This window comes from Haemophilus sp. SZY H68 (assembly GCF_018829685.1).
In the GTDB taxonomy this organism is placed as follows: Bacteria; Pseudomonadota; Gammaproteobacteria; order Enterobacterales; family Pasteurellaceae; genus Haemophilus; species Haemophilus haemolyticus_K.
Genome location: NZ_JAHKKB010000010.1, coordinates 1 through 2,742, shown reverse-complemented (window position 1 = coordinate 2,742; position 2,742 = coordinate 1). Strand labels below are relative to the sequence as shown.

Below are 2,742 nucleotides of genomic sequence, written 5' to 3'. Positions count from 1 at the left end.
CATTTACCACAAATAAGGTTTAACTTATGACTGACTTAATTATTAGAAAATCTCATCCAATTGTAGAAGCCGGATATAAATTGTCTATTGCTGAACAGCGTATCATATTGCTTAGTCTAGCTAAGTTAGATAATAGAAACACAGAACAATCCAAGGTAACTTTATACGCAATGGATTATGCTAGAACATTTGGATTGTCTGAGAAAATCGCATATACAGAGTTATCAAAGGCCTCTAAACGATTATACGATCGGTCTATTATCTTAAAAGGAGAAGATGAAACTACTGAGTTCAGATGGATAGAAAGTAGAACAAAATACCATAAAGGAGAAGGGAGAATATCTTTTGAATTTAGCAGAAGAGTATTACCTTATTTATTCGAACTAGATAAAAAACTTGGATACACTCAGTATGAGTTATTAAGCGTAAGTGGGTTTACAAGTAATTACTCTATACGGATATATGAGTTATCCGTAAAATTGTTAGGAATGAGAAATAAAACAGTATCGGTTGAAGAATTGAGACGTATTTTGCAACTTGAAACGAAGTATAAAGAATTCAGAGAGTTGAATAAATTCGTTATTAAGGTTGCTGTTAATGAGATTAACGAAAAGTCAGATCTATTACTAAGTATTGAACCATTAAAACAAGGGAGAAAGGTTGTAGCTTTAGAGTTTAAGCTAGCTAAAAAAACAAAAACTTTAACCTCTAAAAAAACGGATTCATCTAGGATTATTTACGGTGTTTTTGAAGAAAAAAATAGACCTCAAGTTGCCAAAAATTCCTTGGCTGAGGGTGATTGGGCAACAGAAAATTACAATCGAGCAATAAAAAAAATGCGTGAAGACATGATTCTCAAAACTCGATTTATTGATGATGATCTTCCGAACATTCCAACAAACTGGCTTAAGGTTATAAAAAAATACGCCTCAATTATAAATCGTAGTTTATCAAGGGATATTACTGCGGAACTAGATAGAAGAAATGCAGGATAGGGATTTTCCCCATATTGTATTCCAATATTTAATAAATCCCCATGTACTTGCAGTAGGCTCTATATTTTTTAAACAAGAGTTATGACGTAACGCCAATCTCTAAAGACAGATAAGGAGATATTATATGAAACGCTATTATGACTTAAACCCAAGCAACCCATTCTTTCATTTAATGCAAGATACAACGGAAGAAGATAAATTAAGCCCTGAAGAAAAAGAACGTATTGTGTGGGTAACGAAAACAAACCTTCTTGCAGTCGATCTCGAAACAGAAAAAAGCTCTGCTGACGAGCAAGCCTATATTATTTATGGAGCATTAAACAATGTTCCATCAGAAGAAATTGCAAGAAATTTACTCATCAATTAATTTAAAGAGAATGAGGAATGTGTAAAAATTTTGAAAGGATCGACAGCTTTATCTCACTATCAGTGAGTGCCATAAATGGTGTACAGATTTTCACAAAGGTGTACAAATTTTCAAGAAAAAGAGCCGCATTAACCATTTTTTAATACGGCTCTTTTTATAATCTATTCTATTATGCGGCTTCCAAAGCTTCTAAGCCTTCTAGCGTTTTTACGCTAGCCAAACTATCCTGGAATCTAGAGTCATTTTCCAAAAACCAAATATCGGTCATCATTTGAAGGTTTAACCAAAATTCCACGCTCGTATTTAAGGCTTTAGCTAATCTCATAGCCATATCTAACGATAGCTTAGAATTGTTGTTTACGATGGCGCTCACAGTGTTTCTGTGCACGTTTAACATAGAGGCTAAGTCAGCGATTTTTAGATTCAATGGGATGAGGTATTCTTCTAGAAGGATATCACCTACAGTAGAAGGTTTTCTTTTAGCCACGCACATGTTCATATTCTCCACGACATTACCTTTTAAATAGGATTTGTCTAACTCTTTAGTCTTTCACAAGTAATTGATTTGTAATGTATTTATATCAGTTATAAAATTTTTATTTATTAAATTTTTCTTTATATTTTTCTTAAATTTTTTCTTTTTTATCTTTTTTAAATTTTTCTTTGTAGTTTTTCATTCAGATGTTTTTTAGACCTCAAGGTCATGCCTCGAGGTCAATAATTCTTTTCTTTGATTTAGATATTGTATTCGTGCTTATCTAGGTAAATATCACTTATTTCATTGTGTTTATAGGTGAAAATTATTCTATATTTAGAGTTTACTCTAATTGAATACAAACACTTATTCTTAGGGTTTAACTTTTCTAACTTGTTTCCAGGAGGAGACATAAGGTCTTTTAGACAGGTTGCACTATATAACATATCAAGTTTCCTAAGAACAATATTTCCAATATCAGGTGGCACATCCTTATGAGATGACTGATAACCACGATAATATTGATACATACTATCATCTCGGAAACGATTCTTTTCTAGTTTTTCTAGCATAGGAACGGTTCCTTTATTATTAATAATAGACCTATTATAACACGCACAGTTGCACAGTGCAACTGTTTATTTTAACAAAAAAACATAAAAGAATAAGGCGGCAGCCTCTTATCTTTCTTTCTTTCTTTCTTTCTTTCTTTATGATCATGAAAAGCCTTGTGTAGCAATGGATGCGATCTCTATGTGTGGTGTAATTTATGGTTTTATGTGGTGTAATTTATGGTTTTATGTGGTGTAATTTATGGTAATTGTGGTATTATTTTGGCATTTACCACAAATAAGGTTTAACTTATGACTGACTTAATTATTAGAAAATCTCATCCAATTGTAGAA

The 2,742-nt window shown here is 32.1% G+C and carries 4 protein-coding genes; 2 read left to right on the top strand and 2 right to left on the bottom strand.

Translation table 11 applies throughout. The annotated features are described in order from the left end of the window. Window positions 1-26 precede the first annotated feature (26 nt). On the top strand, window positions 27-995 hold the full coding sequence (locus KP712_RS09045) for a replication initiation protein (RefSeq protein ID WP_215770819.1): 969 nt from the start codon (window positions 27-29) through the stop codon (window positions 993-995). A 124-nt stretch (window positions 996-1,119) separates the two neighbouring features. Continuing rightward, entirely contained in the window at window positions 1,120-1,362 is a 243-nt protein-coding gene (locus tag KP712_RS09040) for a hypothetical protein (RefSeq protein WP_215770818.1), read from the top strand. Window positions 1,363-1,531: 169 nt separating this feature from the next. Here the strand turns inward: KP712_RS09040 and KP712_RS09035 are convergent, their stop codons facing one another. After that, on the bottom strand, window positions 1,532-1,855 hold the full coding sequence (locus KP712_RS09035; protein ID WP_252346423.1) for a HigA family addiction module antitoxin: 324 nt from the start codon (window positions 1,853-1,855) through the stop codon (window positions 1,532-1,534). A gap of 242 nt (window positions 1,856-2,097) precedes the next feature. Beyond that, entirely contained in the window at window positions 2,098-2,409 is a 312-nt protein-coding gene (locus tag KP712_RS09030) for a type II toxin-antitoxin system RelE/ParE family toxin (protein ID WP_215770817.1), read from the bottom strand. Window positions 2,410-2,742: the final 333 nt, after the last annotated feature.